The organism is Allobosea sp. LjRoot90, assembly GCF_964254315.1.
Taxonomy (GTDB): domain Bacteria; phylum Pseudomonadota; class Alphaproteobacteria; order Rhizobiales; family Beijerinckiaceae; genus Allobosea.
Window position 1 is genome coordinate 172,160 of the sequence record NZ_CAXUTF020000004.1, and the last position, 16,398, is coordinate 188,557.

The 16,398-nt window shown below is 66.2% G+C and carries 14 protein-coding genes; 4 read left to right on the plus strand and 10 right to left on the minus strand.

Translation table 11 applies throughout. The features are described 5' to 3' along the window. Positions 1 to 12: 12 nt before the first annotated feature. From ACSQ3M_RS16285 to ACSQ3M_RS16310, 6 genes are all read right to left on the minus strand, one after another. Positions 13 to 1,659 (minus strand): ABC transporter ATP-binding protein, encoded by a 1,647-nt coding sequence (locus ACSQ3M_RS16285; RefSeq protein ID WP_436151123.1) that lies wholly within the window; start codon positions 1,657 to 1,659, stop codon positions 13 to 15. Then, entirely contained in the window at positions 1,656 to 2,474 is an 819-nt protein-coding gene (locus ACSQ3M_RS16290) for an ABC transporter permease (protein ID WP_436151124.1), read from the minus strand. Before ACSQ3M_RS16290 ends, ACSQ3M_RS16285 begins: the two co-directional genes overlap by 4 nt. Continuing rightward, on the minus strand, positions 2,471 to 3,415 hold the full coding sequence (locus tag ACSQ3M_RS16295; protein WP_436151125.1) for an ABC transporter permease: 945 nt from the start codon (positions 3,413 to 3,415) through the stop codon (positions 2,471 to 2,473). Before ACSQ3M_RS16295 ends, ACSQ3M_RS16290 begins: the two co-directional genes overlap by 4 nt. Before the next feature lie 36 nt (positions 3,416 to 3,451). After that, on the minus strand, positions 3,452 to 5,005 hold the full coding sequence (locus ACSQ3M_RS16300; RefSeq protein WP_436151126.1) for an ABC transporter substrate-binding protein: 1,554 nt from the start codon (positions 5,003 to 5,005) through the stop codon (positions 3,452 to 3,454). Positions 5,006 to 5,068: 63 nt separating this feature from the next. Next, positions 5,069 to 6,613, minus strand: a complete 1,545-nt coding sequence (locus ACSQ3M_RS16305; protein ID WP_436151127.1) for an ABC transporter substrate-binding protein — start codon at positions 6,611 to 6,613, stop codon at positions 5,069 to 5,071. Positions 6,614 to 6,653: 40 nt separating this feature from the next. Further along, entirely contained in the window at positions 6,654 to 7,538 is an 885-nt protein-coding gene (locus ACSQ3M_RS16310) for an alpha/beta hydrolase (RefSeq protein WP_436151128.1), read from the minus strand. A 152-nt stretch (positions 7,539 to 7,690) separates the two neighbouring features. Here ACSQ3M_RS16310 and ACSQ3M_RS16315 point away from each other — a divergent pair, with 152 nt between their 5' ends. Continuing rightward, entirely contained in the window at positions 7,691 to 8,338 is a 648-nt protein-coding gene (locus ACSQ3M_RS16315) for a GntR family transcriptional regulator (RefSeq protein WP_436151129.1), read from the plus strand. A 140-nt stretch (positions 8,339 to 8,478) separates the two neighbouring features. Here the strand turns inward: ACSQ3M_RS16315 and ACSQ3M_RS16320 are convergent, their stop codons facing one another. Both ACSQ3M_RS16320 and ACSQ3M_RS16325 read right to left on the minus strand, forming a co-directional pair. Continuing rightward, positions 8,479 to 10,038 (minus strand): ABC transporter substrate-binding protein, encoded by a 1,560-nt coding sequence (locus ACSQ3M_RS16320; protein ID WP_436151130.1) that lies wholly within the window; start codon positions 10,036 to 10,038, stop codon positions 8,479 to 8,481. A gap of 45 nt (positions 10,039 to 10,083) precedes the next feature. Next, complete coding sequence (locus tag ACSQ3M_RS16325; protein WP_436151131.1) at positions 10,084 to 11,226, minus strand: C45 family autoproteolytic acyltransferase/hydolase; 1,143 nt, start codon at positions 11,224 to 11,226, stop codon at positions 10,084 to 10,086. A gap of 83 nt (positions 11,227 to 11,309) precedes the next feature. Between ACSQ3M_RS16325 and ACSQ3M_RS16330 the strand changes: the two genes are divergently transcribed. After that, a complete protein-coding gene (locus ACSQ3M_RS16330) occupies positions 11,310 to 12,191 on the plus strand; it encodes a GntR family transcriptional regulator (protein ID WP_436151132.1) in 882 nt (293 codons plus the stop codon). Between the two features lie 75 nt (positions 12,192 to 12,266). Next, a complete protein-coding gene (locus ACSQ3M_RS16335) occupies positions 12,267 to 13,607 on the plus strand; it encodes an aminotransferase class III-fold pyridoxal phosphate-dependent enzyme (protein ID WP_436151133.1) in 1,341 nt (446 codons plus the stop codon). Position 13,608: 1 nt separating this feature from the next. Here the strand turns inward: ACSQ3M_RS16335 and ACSQ3M_RS16340 are convergent, their stop codons facing one another. Further along, positions 13,609 to 14,007, minus strand: a complete 399-nt coding sequence (locus ACSQ3M_RS16340) for a rhodanese-like domain-containing protein (RefSeq protein WP_436151134.1) — start codon at positions 14,005 to 14,007, stop codon at positions 13,609 to 13,611. A 114-nt stretch (positions 14,008 to 14,121) separates the two neighbouring features. Between ACSQ3M_RS16340 and ftrA the strand changes: the two genes are divergently transcribed. Next, on the plus strand, positions 14,122 to 15,081 hold the full coding sequence (gene ftrA, locus ACSQ3M_RS16345) for a transcriptional regulator FtrA (RefSeq protein WP_436151135.1): 960 nt from the start codon (positions 14,122 to 14,124) through the stop codon (positions 15,079 to 15,081). A gap of 3 nt (positions 15,082 to 15,084) precedes the next feature. Here the strand turns inward: ftrA and ACSQ3M_RS16350 are convergent, their stop codons facing one another. Next, entirely contained in the window at positions 15,085 to 16,329 is a 1,245-nt protein-coding gene (locus tag ACSQ3M_RS16350) for an aminopeptidase (RefSeq protein ID WP_436151136.1), read from the minus strand. Between the last annotated feature and the right edge of the window lie 69 nt (positions 16,330 to 16,398).

A 16,398-nucleotide genomic window follows, 5' to 3' on the forward strand; every position in this document is an offset into this window, starting at 1 on the left:
CTCGGTAGTCGCTCACGCCGGCTCGCCGAGCCGCCAGAACAGCCTGACACCGCCATCCGCCATGCTCTCCAGTCCCGGCACGGCCGAGAGCAGCTTGCGGGTGTAGTCGTGTTGGGGGGCGTCGAAGATCTGGTCGCGCGTGCCTTCCTCGACGATGCGGCCCTCATGCATGACGATGACGCGATCGGAGACCTGCTCGACCACGCCGAGATCATGGCTGATGAACAGGCAAGAGAAGCCGTGCTTCCTCTGCAATTCGGCGAAGAGCTCCAGCACCTGCGCGCGCACGGTGACGTCGAGCGCCGAGACCGGCTCGTCGGCGATGACGAAGCTTGGCCGGCGGATGATGGCGCGGGCGATGGCGACGCGCTGGCGCTGGCCGCCGGAGAGTTCGTGCGGATAGCGTTCGGCGAAGCCGTCGCCGAGCCCGACCTCGCCCAGAACTTCGGCGAGCCGCGCTCTCCGCTCGGCGGCGCTCATGCCCTTCACCAGCCGCAAGGGTTCGCCGACGAGCTCGCCGATGGTCATGCGCGGGTCGAGCGAGGAATACGGGTCCTGGAAGACCATCTGGCAGTTCAGCCGATAGTCCCAATAGGCCGTCTCGCTCTTGTCGATCGGCTTGCCGTTGAACAGGATCGCGCCCCCGCTCGGCTTGAGCAGCCCGGCGATGGCGTGGCCGAGCGTGGTCTTGCCCGAGCCCGAACCGCCGACGACCGAGACGACCTCGCCCGGCTTGACCGAGAGGCTGATGCCGTGCAGCGCCCGCTTGGGTTGCTCCTTGCGGAAGAAGCCCTGGCGGCCGCCATAGTCGACGACGAGGTTGTTGACCGCGACGAGCGGCGTCCCCGCCTCCGGCACCTCGCGCGCCGGCTCGCGATGCGGCATCGCCGCCAGCAGCTTGCGGGTATAGGGGTGCTGCGGGCGGGCAAGGATGTCTTCGCTGTTGCCGTGCTCGACGACGTCGCCCTGGCACATCACGACGATGCGGCTGCAATAGCGCGCGACCATGCCGAGATCATGCGAGATCAGCAGTACGGCAGTGCCGTTCTCCTTGGTCAGGTCGACCATCAGTTCCATGACGTCGCGCTGGACGACGGCGTCTAGCGCCGTGGTCGGCTCGTCGGCGAGGAGCAGCGCCGGCTTCAGCAGCATCACCGAGGCCAGCATGATGCGCTGGCGCATGCCGCCGGAATACTGGTGCGGATAGGCGTTGAAGGCGCCCTCGGGATCGCGGATGCCGACGCGCCGGAGCATGTCGAGGATGAGTTCGCGCCGGCCGGCGGCGTCGAGCTTGCGATGCAGCGCGAGGCCCTCCTCGAGCTGGCGGCCGATCAGCATGGAGGGGTTGAGCGAGGTCATCGGCTCCTGGAAGACCATGCCGACCCTGGCGCCGCGGATGGCGCGCAGGCGCTTCGGGGCCATGGTCGTGACCTCCTCGCCGTCGAAGCGGATCGAGCCTGAGATCAGGCGCACCGCCGGCGGGATGAAGCCCATCACGGCGCGGGCGGCGAGCGTCTTGCCCGAGCCAGATTCGCCGACGATGCCGACGATCTCGCCGGGCGAGACCGAGAAGCTGACATTGTTGACGACGGTGCGGCCGCTCGCGCCGATCCTGAGGGTGAGGCCATCGACCTCAAGCAGCGGTTTGGTGGAGGTCATCGCGCACCCCTCATCCGCGGGTCGAGCTTGTCGCGCAGCGCATCGCCGAGCAGGTTGATGCCGAGCAGCGTCAGCGAGATGCACAGGCCCGGGAAGATGCCGAGCCAGACGGCCTGGCCGATATAGGGCCGCGAGCCCGCCAGCATGTTGCCCCAGGTCGGCGCCGGCGGCGGTACGCCGAGGCCGAGGAAGGAGAGCGAGCTCTCCGCAAGCAGCACCCAGCCGAACATCGAGGTCGCCAGCACGGTCAGCGGCGCGATGCAGTTCGGGAGGATGTGGCGCAGCATGGTGAAGCCCTCAGAATTGCCCATCACCCGCGAGGCCGAGATGAACTCGCGCTCGCGCAGCGAGAGCACGGTGCCGCGCACGATGCGGGCGACCGAGGGCGCATAGGCGATGCCGAGCGCGAGGATGATGCCGTATTTGTTGGCGCCGACGACGGCGAGCAGGCCGAGCGCCAAGAGGATGCCGGGGAAGGCGAGCAGCGCGTCGTTGAAGGCCATGATGGTGCGGTCGACCCAGCCGCGGACATAGCCGGAGAACAGGCCGATGAGCGTGCCGAGCGAGACGGCGAGTGTGACGGTCAGCAGGCTGATCCAGACTGATGTCGCGGCGCCCGCCATCAGCCGCGAGAGCACGTCGCGGCCGAACTCGTCGGTGCCGAGCCAGTGCATCGCTGAAGGTGCAGCGAGCTTGGCCCGGAAGGAGAGCCGCAACGGATCATAGGGCGTCCAGAGCGCGCTGACCGAAGCGACGATGGCGAGGAAGCCGATCAGCGTGCCGCCGACCAGAGCGTTGGGAGCTGGCAGTTTCATTGCGCCGTCACCCTCGGATCGAAGATCGGATAGCAGAGGTCGATCACGAGATTGACCAGCACATAGGTGAAGGCGACGAAAAGCATGCAGCCCTGGATCACCGGATAGTCGCGGGCGAAGATTGAATCGACCAGCAGGCGGCCGAGTCCGGGGATGGTGAAGACCGTCTCGACCACGGCGATGCCGCCGAGGAGATTGCCGAGCACCAGGCCGATCAGCGTCCAGGTCGGGCCGAAGGCGTTCTTGAAGGCGTGGTTCCAGAGGACGGCGCTCTCGGTCAGGCCCTTGGCGCGGGCATGGGTGATGTAGTCGAGCCTGAGCACCTCGAGCGTCGAGGCGCGCGCCATGCGCAGGATCACGCCGATCTCATGCAGGAACAGCGTCATGATCGGCATGATCAGGTAGAGGATGCCGGCCCAGGGGTTCTCGGCGATCGAGACGTAGCCGACCACCGGCAGCCATTCGAGCTTGAGCCCGAAGAAGAGCAGCAGCAGCAGGCCGAGCCAGAAGGTCGGGATCGAGAGCAGCAGCGTCGCGACGGCGACCAGCGAGAGATCGAGCGAGGTATCCTGCTTCCAGGCGGCGAGCACGCCGGCCGGCACCGCGACGAGGCTGGCGAGGATGACCGCGATGAGCACGATCTGGGCCGAAATCCAGAAGCGCTGCAGGATCAGCGGCAGCACGGCCTGCTGCGAGTTGATCGACTGGCCGAGATCGCCCTTGAGCAGGTTGCCGAACCAGATGCCGAACTGGACCGGCACGCTCTGGTCGAGGCCGAGCCGCGCCTGCAGGTCGGCGATCGAGGCCGGGGTCGCCAGATCCCCCAGCATCAGCGAGGCCGGATCGCCCGGAATCAGTCGAATCAACCCGAAGACCGCGACCGACACGATCAGCAATGTCGGCACGGACATCAGAATGCGCGTCAGCGCAAAGCGCAGCATCGGCTTCCTCCCGGTGTGCGGACGGTACGGGTGACGTTAGTTCGCCAGCGTCACTTCCCACATGCGCAGCTTCGACTGCCACGGCTTGAAGCCCTGGACGCGCTTGGCGTGAGCGATGATGTCGAGGCCGTTGAAGGCGAAGATCATCGGCACTTCGTCGATAACGCGCTTGTGCAGTTCGTCGACGATCTTCTGGCGCTCGGCCCGGTCGGAGGTCACGTAGAGCTTGTCGATCTGCTTCTGCGCCTCCGGATTGTCCCAGGTCTTGCGCGGCTGCTTGTCCTTCGGTCCCGAGAACTGCTCGAAGGCGATCGCAGGGTCGAAGCGGGCCGAAAAGGAGAAGGACTGCATCTGGTAGTTGCCCTTGTTGAAGCGGTCGAGCTGGGTCGCCCAGTCGAGCACCTCGATCTCGGCGTTGACGCCAACGGCCTGCAGCATCTGCTGCGCCACCACCGCAGCCGGGAAGCTCGGCACGACCGGGCGCTTGTTGGCGAGGATCACGATCTTCTCGCCCTTGTAGCCGGCCTCCTGCAGCAGCTTCTTGGCGCGGGCCGCATCGTAAACATGGCCCTTCTTCTCGACCTCGCGGAAATAGCTCGAGCCGGAATAGATCGGCGAGGTGTTGGGCTTGCCGAGGTCGTTGTAGAAGGCCGCGACGATCTCATCCATGTCGAGTGCGGCGGCGATCGCCTGGCGGACCTTCTGGTTGCCCATCACCGCGTCCTTGGTCTGGATCAGGAAGACGTGGCGGACGGCGTTGGGCTCGACCGCGACGGCGAGCTTCGGGTTCTTCTTCAACTCGACAGCGTCGCTCGGCAGGATGTCGGCCATGTCGAGCGCGCCGGAGAGCAGGCCCGCCTTCACCGTCGCCGGATCCTTGACGATCAGGAACTTGATCTCCTTGAGCAGCGGCCGCTTGGAGCCGACATAGCCGTCGGCCTTGCCGCCATCTTTCGGCGATTTGTAGCCGTCGAAGGCGGTCATGGTGAAATACTCGCCGCGCTTCCACTCGCCGAACTTGTAGGGGCCGGTCCCGATTGGCTTGTCCCAGGAACCGTCGGCCTTGACCGAATCCTTGTGCAGGATCGCGGTCATGGCGCAGTCGGTGCGGGCGAGCGTGTCGAGGAAGAGCGCGTTCGGCTTTTCGATCTGCATCACCACGGTGCGCGCGTCCGGCGCCGTCACGGACTCGACCTTCAGGCCGGAGCGGCCGTCGAATTCCGAGGTGCAGCGCCAGTCGGTCTTGGCGTCCATGTAGCGGGTCCAGTTCCACAGCACGTCGGCTGAGGAGAGCTCGGCGCCGTTGTGGAACTTGACGCCCTGGCGCAGCGTGAAGGTGTAGGTCTTGCCGTCGGCAGAGAGGTCGACCTTCTCGGCAAGCAGCGGCGTCGCGACGCCACCCTCATTGTAGCCGACGAGGCCCTCGACCAATTGCAGCGCGAAATCATCGGTGTTGTCGTCGCGATTGACGCCGGGATTGTTGCTGCGGATGTCGGCGGCGACCGCGACGGTGATCGATTGGGCCGCGGCCGGCACGGCGAAGGCGGCGGTGGCGATGAGTGCGGCGGCCGGCGCAAAAAGATACTTCATCTCGGTCCCCTGTCGTTTTTTCGTTTGTCGTTGTGATCGTCAGGCCGCCGCGTCCGCGACGGCTCAATTGGCGAGGCCGACCTCCCAGAGCCGCGGCTTCGAGGCGACCCAGGGCGCAAAGCCCTGCAGGCGCTTCGAGACCACAGCCGTGTCGACTTGGTTGTAGAGGAAGATCAGCGGCGCATCGGCGAGCATCAGCTTGTGCAGCTCGTCGAACAGCTTCTGGCGCTCGCCCTCGTCGGCGATGATGGTCGACTTCTCGATCAGCTCGTCGGCGCGCCGGCTGTCCCAGGCCTTGGACGGGTAGGTGTCCTTGGGGCCGCTGAACTGATTGTAGCTCTGGGCCGGATCGAGGCGGGCGGAATAGCTGAAGGACATCATCTGGTAGTTGCCCTTGGTGTAGCGGTCGAGCTGCGTCGCCCACTCCAGCACTTCGATCTCGCTGTTGATGCCGGCCGCCTGCAGCATGGCCTGTGCCATGATCGCGACCGGGAAGCTCGGCACGGTCGAGCGCTTGTTGGCGATCAGCTTGATCGTCTGGCCCTTGTAGCCGGCCTCCGCGAGCAGCTTTTTCACACGCGCCGGGTCGTGGCGGTAACGCTGGCGCTGGACCTCGCTGTAATAGGGCGAGCTGACATAGACTGCGGAATTGTTGGTGGTGCCGAGCTCGTTCGAGGCCTGGGCGACGAGTTCATCGAGATCGAGCGCGGCCGCGATCGCCTGGCGCATCCTGACATCACCGAGCAGCGGATCGCGGCTCTGGAGAAGCAGCGCGTGCTTGGTTGCGCTGGGGGCGCTCAGCACCTGCAGGGTCGGGACCTTCCTCATCTCCGGCATGTCGGCATCGGGAATATCCGCGACATGCAGCGCGCCTGAGATCAGGCCGGCCTTGACGGTCGCCCCGTCGGCGATGGCGAGGAACTTGACCTCCGGCACCAGGGCGCGCTTGCGGCCGACATAGCCGTCGCGCTTGTCGCCCGGTGGCGAGACATAGCTGTCGAAGCGTTTCAGCGAGACGAACTCGCCGCGGCGCCAGTCGCCGAGCATGAAGGGGCCGGTGCCGATCGGCCTGTCGAAGCTGCCATCGGGCTTCAGCGAGTCCTTGTGGATGATGGCGACCATGGCGCAGTCGGTCCGCGCCATCGTGTCGAGGAAGAGGGCGCTCGGCTTCTCCAGCGTCATCACGAAGGTCGCCGGATCGGGCGCGGCGACGCCGGTCACCTTCATGCCGATGCGGCCGTCGAACTCGCTGCGGCAGCGCCAGTCGGTCTTGGGCTCCATGTAGCGGGTCCAGTTCCACATGACGTCGGCCGAGGTCAGTTCGGCGCCGTTGTGGAACTTGACGCCCTTGCGCAGCGTGAAGGTGTAGGTCAGCCCATCTGCGGAAGTTGATACCTTCTCTGCCAGCAGCGGCGCGACGGCGCCGTTCTCGCGATAGCCGACCAGGCCCTCGACCATGTGCAGGACGACCGCGTCGGTGTTGTCGTCGCGGTTGACGCCGGGATTGGTCGAGCGAATGTCGGCGTTGAGCGCGACATTGATCGTCTGCGCCGCAGCGGGGCTCGCGAGAGCGAGCAAAGCGAAAGCGGAGGCGAGCCGGCGCTTCATTGTCGTTCCCCTCGTTGTCCGTCTTCCTGGTCCTGACGGGTCAGGCTGCCCTGGCCGCGCCGGTGCGGCGCTTGGCGAGCACATCGGCGAAGAAGTCTTCTACCCGCGGGACGGCTTTCAGCCCGTCATGCGGCATGTTCGGCACGAGATCGAAACGCACGGTGACGCCGTGCTCTTCGAAATTCCGGCGTAAGGAGTCCAGCCGTTCCGGGCGGTTCGCGCCGGCATGGTTGGCGTCCGGCATCCAGCTGGCGTTGCCGGGTTGGTGGGTGATCTCCCAGGTCTCGAGATCGGCGGCGCCGACGATCATCTGGACCGGAACCTGGCGCATCGCCTCGATATCGGGGGCAGCGCCGAAGAGTTCGGCCATGTTGCGGGTGCCGACCCACCAGTCGCGCGTCGGGTCGAGCAGGGTCACCGAGCCGGGCGCGCCGATCGAGGCGGCCCAGAGCTTCTTTGGCTGCAGCATCAGGAAGCGATGGGTGAAGTGGCCGCCGCCGGAATAGCCGAACAGGGCGAAGCGGTCGAAGCGCAAGCCATAGGCCTGGGCGACCTCCTCGACCATGGCGAGGAGGATGTGGTCGTAGCGGACCTCGCCCTCGCGCATGTATTTGAAGCCGTTGCGGTTACCGTCGCCCATCACGCCGATCGGGAAGAGCGGGGCGAGGATGATGCAGTTGTTCCAGCGGCCGAAGGCCTCGAAGGCATCACGATAGCCGGTGAAGCCGCGGCCGGTGCCGTGCATGGCGACGACGAGTTCGGGCGCCTGGCCGCCCTTGCCGAGAGTTTTCGGCACATAGAGGCAATAGCTGAAGCGCGGATCGGCCTTGCAGGCGGTGACCGGCGTCGGGCCGAGGTCATAAAGCGCGCGGCCGCGGGCCGCTGCGTCGTCCTGCTTGGCGGGGCTTGCGACGGGAGCGGTCATGCGGCTTCTCGCGATTGGTTATAAGATTGGCGCCAATTTTGTTGCATGATATGCTTGATGCCGCAAGCCGGATTCGACAAGGGCAGCGCCGGCTGTGCGCGATGCGGGCGAACCAGTTCACAAGCGTCGTTGAAATGCTCTAGAGACCCGTCATGGCCACCCGCCCCAAGACCCAGCGCGCCAAGGGCGAACTCGCCAACGAGATCGCCCGGGCGATCCATGGCCGCGCCTATCGGCCGGGCGAGTGGCTGCGGCAGATCGATCTCGAAGAGGCCTTCCAGGCGACGCGCTTCGATGTCCGCGCCGCGCTCGACGAACTTTCCGTGCGCAAGACGATCGAGCATGTGCCTAATCGCGGCTATCGGGTGGCCGAGATCGATATCGCCACCTATCGCGCCATCCGCGACACCCGCATCATCCTGGAGAGCGCCGCATCCCGCCTCGTGATCGGCAGGATGGACGATGACGTGATCGCCAGGCTCGATGCGCTCGCCCATGAGTTCAGCGAGGCGGTGCGGAGCGGGACGCGCCCGCAGCAGAGCGAGATCAACCGCGCCTTCCATAGCCTGATCTATGCCCATTGCGGCAATCCGGTGCTGGCGGAGACGATCTGGAGCTTGCGCGACCGTTCGCGCGGCTCGGCGGTGACGGTCTGGGCCTCGCATCAGGCCCTGCTCGCCAGTGACGCCGACCACCATGCCATGGTCGCGGCGATCCAGGCGGGGGACGGCGAGCGCCTGGCCGAGCTCACCGCCCATCACATCATCAAGGACCTCATCGAGGTCAACGGCGCGGCCTAGAACTCGCCTCGAAACTCTACTCCAGCGGCCATCTAGCGGCATTTTCTGCGCTTCCGGTGCTCACGGAACAATGTCCGCTGCGCTCCGGTTCTCGAAAACACCGCCATCTGGCGTGCCGGAGCGAGTTTCGAAACGAGTTCTTAGTCGGCGACCGTGACCTCCCAGAGCCGCGGCTTCGACAGGATCGAGGATTTGTAGCCCTTGATCCGCTTGCCATAGGCGCCGGCGTCGATGCCGTTATAGAGCATCACCATCGGCACCTCGGCGATGAAGCGCTGGTGCAGTTCGTCGAACAGCTTCTGGCGCTCGGCCTTGTCCGAAACGACCATCGATTTGTCGAGCAGCGCCTGCGCTTCGGGGTTGTCCCAGACCTTGCGCGGTTGGGTCGCCTTCGGGCCGGTCACGGATTCGAACGAGAGCGCCGGATCGAGCCTTGCCGAATAGGGGAAGGCCTGGAGCTGGTAATTGCCCTTGGAATAGCGGTCGAGCTGCGTCGCCCATTCGAGCACCTCGATCTGGACGTTGATGCCGGCGGCCTGCAGCATCTGCTGCGAGACCACGGCGGCATCGAAGCTCTGCGGGTAGCGCTTGTTGGCAAGCATCACCAAAGGCTCGCCCTTGTAGCCAGCTTCCGCGAGCAGCTTCTTGGCGGTGGCGAGGTCGTATTTATAGCCCTTGGCCTGGACCGCGTCGTAATAGGATGACAGCGACGGCACGATCGAGTTGTTGCGCTTGCCGAGCCCGTCGGTGACCTGGGCGACCAGTTCCTCGGTGTCGAGCGCCGCCGCGATCGCCTGGCGCAGCTTGACGTTGCCGAGCAGGGGATCGCGGGTCTGCAGGAGGATGCCGACCAGGCCCATATTGGTCGTGATCGAGAGCTCGACGCGCGGGTCCTTCTTGAGCTCCTTGACCTCGGCATTGGCGACGTCGGGGACGATGTCGATGTCGCCGCGCAGCAGGGCCGCCTTGGCGGTCGCGCCGTCGGGAATGACCATGAAGCGGACTTCGTCGACGAGCGGACGCTTGCCGCCGGTATAGCCGTCCGGCGCGCCCGGCAGGCTGGCATAGGCCTCGTTGCGGGTCAGGCGGATGTATTCGCCGCGCTTCCACTCGCCGAGCTTGTAGGGGCCGGTGCCGATCGGCTTGTCGAAAGAGCCGTCGGCCTTGACCGAGTCCTTGTGCAGGATCGCGGTCATCGCGCAGTCGGTGCGGGCGATGTTGGCGAGGAAGAGCGAGCTCGGCTTGTCGAGCTTGAAGACCACGGTCGCCGGATCGGGCGCGGTGACCTCCTCGACCTTGGCGCGGCCGCGGCCGTCGAACTCCGACAGGCAGCGCCAGTCGGTCTTCGGATCCATGTAGCGGTTCCAGCTCCAGACCACGTCGGCTGCGGTCAATTCGGCGCCGTTGTGGAACTTGACGCCCTTGCGCAGGGTGAAGCGGTAGCTCAGCCCGTCCGGCGACACCTCCACCTTCTCGGCCAGCAGCGGCTTGACCTCGGAATCCTCGCCATAGGCGACAAGGCCCTCGACGACATGCAGGACGACCGAATCGGTGTTGTCGTCGCGATTGACGCCGGGGTTGATGCTGCGGATGTCGGCGTTGAGATGGACGCGCAACGTCGCGGCTGCAGCCGGCAAGGCGATTGCAGCCGCAACGCCGAGCGTTGCGAAAGCGAGGGAAAGGCGGCGTCGGCTATGCATCGGCAAGTTCCCCTTGTTTTATGATCTGGACGTTTCGCTGCCGCCTTATTCGGCGGCTTGTGCGAGCGTCATTGGTTCATCGGTGAGGCTGTAGCGGGTGAAGATGCGGTTGAGGGCTGGCAGCGGCGCGACCTCCATCGTGCCCTTGGCCGGCTGCATGATCACCATCGAGACGGTCGCAGAGAGATTGCCGGTATCGTTGAGGCGCGGCGGCCGGCAGACCGAATGCGGGGTCAGGAAATCGTCGAAGAAGGCCTGCTTCAGATCGTCGACGGTGAGCTTGCGGCCGGCCTCGTTCAGGAGCTTCCGGACGCGCCAGTCGCGATAGAAGCTCTCGGGCACGCGCGGGATGCCAGTATCGGTGATCTTGGTCAGCGCGACCTGTCCGACCCAGTGATTGGCGTGAACGATCAGCCCATCCTCGGGGTAGAGCGGGAAGGCGGCATCGGGCGCGCATTCGAAGTCAATGCCGAAGCCGGCGACGGTCGAGAGCATCATGTTGTTCGAGCAGGCCTTCGGCGTGGTCGCGACCGCCTTAATCGCGAAGGCGAAATGCCCCTGCTCCAGCACCTTACGGCGGATCAGCGCCAGCGGCACGCCGGCTTGGGTGAAGTCGCGCTCGCTTTCGAGATAGTTGGCGGTGATCGAGATGCCGGCGGCGTTCATGCCGCAACGGGCGAGGCCGCCGGCCTCGACGAAGGTCAGGAAATCCGGACCGTCATCGCGGCGCACGCGCAGCACGATCGCGGTCTCCGCGCATTCGGCCTTCCAGTCCCAGTTCTGGCCGTGGATCAATTCGCCTGAGGCGCTGCGCTCGGGCAGGATGATCGCACCGGTGCAGCCATCGTCGAGTTCTTCCTCCGCCGCGACCGGCTTGTTCTTCTCCAGCTTTGCCTTGGCGATGACCTCGGTGCGGGCATTGATCATGATGACGTCTTCGAGCGTGACGCCGGCGCCGTCGGCGATGCCGCGCATCTCCTCGATGTAATGCGCGCCAAAGGCCTCGATCTCGCGGGCGAACTCCCCAATCAGGCGCGATTTGGCAGCGGCGTCGTAGCCGAGATCACCGAGCTGGCCGCCATAAAGCTCGATCGAGCGCTTGACGCGCTTGGGGACCGCCTGACCATGCTGGCGACCGCGCTCGAAAGGCGTGCCCGAGACATCGACGAAGGGAAAGGGCTCGACCATGACCGGATCTCCGCGGTTCGCGCTGGCGCTATCTCGATCCATAATGTATTTCATTTCGAACTAAGACAATCAAGAGCCTTTCGATGACATCTCCGACACGGCTGCAGCAGGAGATCGCCGAACGCCTCCTGCAAATGGTGCGGGAGGACGGGCTGCAGGCCGGCGCCTGGCTCAACGAGAACAGCGCGGCGCGCCGTCTCAACGTCTCACGCACGCCGGTCCGCGCCGCGATCGACCATCTGGCGCGGCAGGGGCTGGTGCGTCGGCATCCGAACAAGGGCGTCGAGCTCCTGAGCGCGCCGGCGCCGTCCGGCGATGGTGCTACGCCGGCCGACGCGACCGAGCTCGCCATGGTCAAGGTCGCGCAGGATCGCCATGGCGGGCGCCTGCCGGACGAGATCTCGGAGCTCGAGCTGATGCGGCGCTATGAGCTCGGCCGCCCCGAGGTGCAGCGCTTGATGGCGCGGCTCGCCGATCTCGACATGGTCGAGCGCAAGCGCGGCTATGGCTGGCGTTTCCTGCATGAAGCGCGCGACCAGTCGGCGCATGACGAGCGCTATCGCTTCCGCCTGCTGATCGAGCCGATGGTCTTCCTCGAGCCCGGTTTTTCGCTCGAGCAGGGCTGGATCGACGAGATGCGAGCCCGGCACGAATTGACCCTGTCGCAGCCCTGGAAGGAAAGCTCGGCGATCGGCTTCTACGAGATGAACGCGGATTTCCATGAAGGGCTGGCCGCGGCCTCGGGCAACCGCTTCATCCATTCGGCGGTGCGCCGGCAGAACCAGATGCGCCGGCTGTCCAATTACGACTGGACCTATGGCTATGAGCGCGTCGTGGTGAACAGCCGCGAGCATCTGCAGATGCTGGCGACGCTGGAGGCCGGCGACCGCCAACTCGCCAGCGCCCTGATGCGCAGCCATCTCCAGCGCGCGATGCAGTTGCGCCGTCCGGATGGGCTCGACTGAAAAGCAGTCTCGGTCTCTATTGTCTTTTGAACATAAGAAAGACATCATACGGTAATCGACAGCGAGGACTCGCCGATGACCGCGCACGCACTTGCCCCTGAAAGCCGCCGCGACAACGCGCCCGATGCTTTCTGGATGCCATTCACGCCGATGCGCGCCTTCCGCCAGGCGCCGCTGCTGTTCGAACGGGCGGAAGGCATGCACTACGTCACGCCGGACGGGCGGCGCGTGCTCGACGGCATGGCCGGGCTCTGGTGCGTCAATGCCGGGCATGGTCAGACCAGGATCACCGAAGCGATCCGCGAAGCCGCCGGCCGGCTCGATTTCGTCTCCTCCTTCAAGATGAGCCACCCCGATGCGCAGGCCTATGCGGCGCGGCTCTGCGACTTCGCGCCTGAAGGCATCGACCACGTCTTCTTCGTCAACTCCGGCTCGGAGGCGGTCGACACCGCGTTGAAGATCGCGCGCGCCTATCATCAGGCCCGCGGCCAGGCTTCGCGAACCAAGCTGATCGGCCGGGCCAAGGGCTATCACGGCATGGGCTGGGGCGGGCTGTCGGTCTCCGGCATCGGCCGGCACAAGGCCGCCTTCGGGCCGCTCTTGCCCGATGTCGCGCATCTGCCGCTACCCTATGACCGCGCCAGCATGGCCTTCTCGCGCGGTCGGCCGGAAGGTGGCCTTGCCGCGGCCGAGGCGCTGGAGAGCCTGCTGCAGATCCATGATCCCCAGACGGTCGCAGCGGTGATCGTCGAGCCGGTGACCGGCTCGGGTGGGGTCTACCCGCCGCCGAAAGGTTATCTCGAACGCCTGCGCGCGATCTGCGACCGGCACGGCATCCTCCTGATCTTCGACGAGGTCATCACCGGCTTCGGCCGGCTCGGCAGCCCCTTCGCGGCGCAGGCCTATGGCGTCAGGCCCGATCTGATGAGCTGCGCCAAGGGCATGACCAATGGCGCGGTGCCGATGGGGGGCGTGCTCGTCGCTGGTCCTGTCTATGATGCCTTCATGGCCGGCCCGCCCGAGGCGATCGAGCTCTTGCACGGCTATACCTATTCGGCGCATCCACTCGCCTGCGCCGCCGGTCTCGCGACGCTCGACGTCTTCGCCGAGCAGGACATTTTGGGCGGGCTCGCCAAGGTGCTGCCGCTCTGGGAGGAACGAGCGCACCGGCTCAAGGGCTCCGCGCATGTCGTCGACATCCGCACCGCCGGCCTGCTCTGCGCGATCGACCTGTCGCCGCGCCCGGGCGCGGATGGCGCCCGGGGCGGAGAGGCCAACAAGCTCTGCCTCGATGCCGGCGTGCTGATCCGCAATGCCGGCGACACGCTGGTGCTGTCGCCGCCACTGGTCATCGCGCCCGCCGAGATCGAGACGATCTTCGCCGCGATCGAACAGGCACTGGGGCAGATCGACTAGCTCAGCTGGAAGCAGTCAGCGAAAAACCTTCGTCGATCCAGCCGGTGACGCCGCCGATCATCGGCTTGACCGGTAGGCCGAGGCGCGAGAGCCGGACTGCGGCGCGGTTGGCGCCGTTGCAGTGCGGTCCGGCGCAATAGACCACAAAGGTCTTTCCGGCCGGGAATTCCGCCATCTTTGAGGCTGTCATCTTGCCGTGCGGCAGGTTGATCGCGCCGTCGACATGGCCTTCCGCATAGAGCGCGGGTGAGCGCACATCGACCAGGATGAAGTCGCGATCATTCGCCTTCAGGGCGTCATGCGTGTCCCAGCAATCGGTCTCGAAGGTCAGCAGCGCCTCGAAATGGGCGCGGGCGATATGCGAGGGAGCGGCGGGTATTTCGGTGATGGCAGTGGCCATGGCGATCCTCATCGGCTTGCGATGACGAGAGGGGTAGCGGCCGGTCGCGATTTGCGGCAGTAGCGGAAATGACAATGTCTGGTAGGTTTTCGCCAAATGAGCGCCGACGCCGAAATGAACCGTATCGGAGTGCCGCACGAGGTCGTCGCCGTCGCCTATGACGGCCTGTGCACCTTCGAGTTCGGCATCGTCGTCGAGGCCTTCGCTTTGCCGCGCCCGGAGTTCGACTTCAGCTGGTACCGGTTCCGCGTCGCTGCCGCAGAGCGACCGATCCGGGCGATGGGCGGCTTTTCGCTGCAGGTCGATGCCGGGCTGGAGATCCTCAGCGAAGCGCAGACCATCGTCATCCCCGGCTGGCGCAATCGCGACGAGCCGCCGCCGGCGGCGCTGGTCGAAGCGCTGCGGGCGGCGCATCAGCGCGGGGCGCGGCTGCTTTCGATCTGCTCCGGCGCCTTCGTGCTGGCGGCAGCCGGACTGCTCGATGGCCGGCGGGCGACGACGCATTGGCGGCACGCGCCGCACCTCGCCGATGCTTGTCCCGGCGCGACGCTGGTCGACGACGTGCTCTATGTCGAGGATGAGGGCATCGTCACCTCGGCCGGCAGCAGCGCCGGCATCGACGCTTGCCTGCACCTGATCCGGGCCGATCATGGCGCGAAGGTTGCCAATATCGTCGCGCGCCGGCTGGTGATGCCGCCGCATCGCGATGGCGGCCAGGCGCAATATGTCGAGGCGCCGATCCAGGTAAGGCCCGGCCGCTCGATCGCCGCGGTGCTCGACTGGGCGCGCGAGCGGCTCGCCGAGCCGCCGGAAATCGGCGCGATGGCGCGCCATGCCGGCCTCAGCGAACGCACCTTCCTGCGCCGCTTCCGCGACGGCACCGGGGTGACGCCGCTGAAATGGCTCAGGCGCGAGCGCATCGGCCGGGCGATGAAGCTGCTCGAGGAGAGCGAGCTTTCCCTGGCCGATGTCGGCACCGCCTGTGGCTTCGCTTCGCCCGAGAGCTTCCGAAAGGCCTTCTTCGAGATCGCAAGGACCTCACCGGCGGCCTATCGCAACCGCTTCAGGCGCTGAGCCTCAGGCCCATTCGCCCTTACGGAAGACTGCAACACGGCTGCCGTCCGGCTTGATGCCGTCGATGTCGACCTCGCCGGAGCCGATCATCCAGTCGATGTGGATCAGGCTGCGGTTGCCGCCCTGCGCCGCGATCTGCTCCGGCATCAGCTTGGTGCCGTCGACGAAGCACTTCGAATAGCACTGGCCGAGCGCGATGTGGCAGGAGGCATTCTCGTCGAAGAGCGTGTTGTAGAACAGGATGCCGCTCTGCGAGATCGGCGAGGAGTGCGGCACCAGCGCGACCTCGCCGAGCCGGCGGGCGCCCTCGTCGGTGTCGAGCACCTTGTTCAGCACCTCCTCGCCGCGGCTCGCCTTGGCCTCGACGATGCGGCCTTCTTCGAAACGCACCTGGATGTTGTCGATCAGCGTGCCCTGATAGGAGAGCGGCTTGGTCGAGGAGACATGCCCGTCGACACGGCGCGCATGCGGGGTGGTGAAGACCTCCTCGGTCGGGATGTTGGCGTTGCAGGTGACGCCGTTCTTCGCGGTGGAGGCGCCGCCCTGCCATTCATGCCCGTCGGCGAGGCCGATGGTGAGATTGGTGCCCGGCCCGGTGAAATGCAGCGCCGAAAAGCACTGGCCGTTCAGCCATTTTGTCCGCAGCGCCAGCGCGGCGTTGTGCTCGTCCCAGGCGGCAATCGGGTCGTCGCGGTCGACGCGCGAGGCCGCGAAGATCGCCTCGGCGAGACGGGCGACGGCGACCTCCTCAGCATCCGCGGGGAAAACCTGCTGCGCCCAGGCCGCGCCGGGATAGGCGACGATGTTCCAGTTGATGTCGAAATTGGCGATCTTCTCCAGCGCCGGCTGGTAGGCGATCGAATTGGCCTTGTTGGCGCGGGCGACCTTGGCCGAATCCTGCTCGGACAGCAGCATCGGGTTGTCGCCGACGATGGCGAGCCGGGCGGTATTGGCCGAGAAGGCTTTGGCGACGCCCTCATAGAGCCATGACGGGGCGCGGTCGAAGCCTGCATCCTGGCCGAAGCGATAGCGCGCCAGCGTCACCGCCTCGTCCGAGAGGATCGGCGTGACGAGGCCGGCGCCGGCCTTGTAGGCGTGCTCGGCGATGCGCCGGACCAAGGGCAGCGCCGCGCTCGGGGCGGTCAGGAACAGGTCCTGCCCGGGCTGCAGGTTGAGGCCGACCTTGATCGCGACCTCGGCCAACCGGTCGAGCTTGGCGGCATCGATGCCGGAGACGTGCTTGTTCATGAGGGCCTCGTCGGACTGATTTTCGAGGCCGCATTGCTGGCGGAAATCCGCCGCGGGTCAACCACTCCG